General features: G+C 57.6%; 2 protein-coding genes. Both read right to left on the reverse strand.

What is annotated here, in order from left to right; translation table 11 throughout:
- The coding region (locus NW841_RS03990; protein ID WP_414385489.1) for a hypothetical protein at positions 1 to 420 on the reverse strand (420 nt) is incomplete at its 3' end.
- Between the two features lie 50 nt (positions 421 to 470).
- Positions 471 to 1445: flavin reductase (locus tag NW841_RS03995; RefSeq protein WP_414385491.1), on the reverse strand; the 975-nt coding region annotated here is incomplete at its 5' end.

Raw genomic sequence — 1445 nt, forward strand, 5'->3', positions numbered from 1 at the left:
GTTGGAAGCATCCCACCAAAGGTAGTACAGGGATCCCTGCCATCCGGCACGTCGAAGCGTCTCCCACAACAGTCTTTTTTCCGAAGGTTGGGTTTCACCTTCGCTAAGGAAACCGTTGATGAAAACTAGGGCCTCGTCCCAACTCAGGGAGGATTCAATGCGGATCAAATAAGGCCTACGGTGAGTAACCTCTTCGATAGTCCAGTCAACAACAATTTCTGTAACTTTCTGGCTGGCTTGGAAAGTGGCTTGACCCGTGCCAAGAAGAATTTCTCCAACTTTTTGGGTGGTCTCGATACCTGTACCAATGACAGTTTGCACAACTGACCCGGTAACCTTGCCTATATCAAAGGGGGTCTCTACAACTTTTCCGCCAATCTGGGCAAAACCTTTGAAGACCCCCTCAAGAATGTCTTGCATGGTCAATGGCACCCCCTGGGAGCTGAGACCAGCAAAATACTAGTACTATCTTACCCGCGCCGCATGGCGGTAACCCCCGTGGGATCCAGGACTTTGCCCCGTTCCACCTCGGCATAGACCAGGTAGCGATCGCCACACTCCATCCAGCTTTTGACACAGCACTCCAGGTAAGCCAGGGCATCCAATAGAACCGGGCAGCCATTTTCGGCAGTAGCCGTGGGCAAACCAGCAAAGCGGTCTTCACCAGGGCGCTGGGGTCGTTGAAAGTGTCGCTGCAGGCTGCTGCTTTTGCCCTCCCGCAAAATGTTGAGCACAAAAGGCGCTTGGGGACGGGTGAGCAGTTCTGCCTCGCTGTCTCTACTTACAGAAAGGGTTAGGCCAGGGGGGTTGAAGCTGGCCTGGGCCACCGAGGAGGTGAGGAAGCCGCGCGGGATCCCCTCTTGCAGGGCGGTCACCACACAGAGGGATCCCACAACCCGGCTGAGGGCCTGCCCCAGCCGATCCGCCTGAGTTTCAACACCGCCTTGGCGGGGGGCACGGGCTCGCTTGGCCTTGCGCAGGGCTTGGGCAAACTGGGATCCCGCCTCCTGACAGGCTTCCAGGACGGCGGGGGTAGGCTTGAACCTGGCGCGGATGGTGGCAAACCCCAGGGTAAAGCCGGCGTTGAGCAACTTGCTTTCAATGAGATCCACAGCTTCACCGCTCCAGCCATAGGAGCCGAAGACCCCGGCCAGCTTGCTGGTGGGAACAGAAGAGAGGATAATGCCTAGGGCTGTTTGGATCTGGACAGGGGGGTGGCCGGCCAAGGTAGGGGATCCGATAATGAACCCTTGGCAGCGCTCCAGGGCCTGGGCAATCTCTTCAGGGGTAGCCCATTCGCAGTTAATCCGCTCCACGGTAACTCCTGCTCGCTCCAAGCCTTGGGCAATGGCTACCGCCATCAGGCCTGTGTTCCCGTAGGCAGAGGTATACAGGAGAGCCACCCGCTGCTCCAAGGGATCCTCTTCACACCAAAGCTGGTAGTC

This window comes from Synechococcus sp. H60.3 (genome assembly GCF_047462295.1).
In the GTDB taxonomy this organism is placed as follows: Bacteria; Cyanobacteriota; Cyanobacteriia; order Thermostichales; family Thermostichaceae; genus Thermostichus.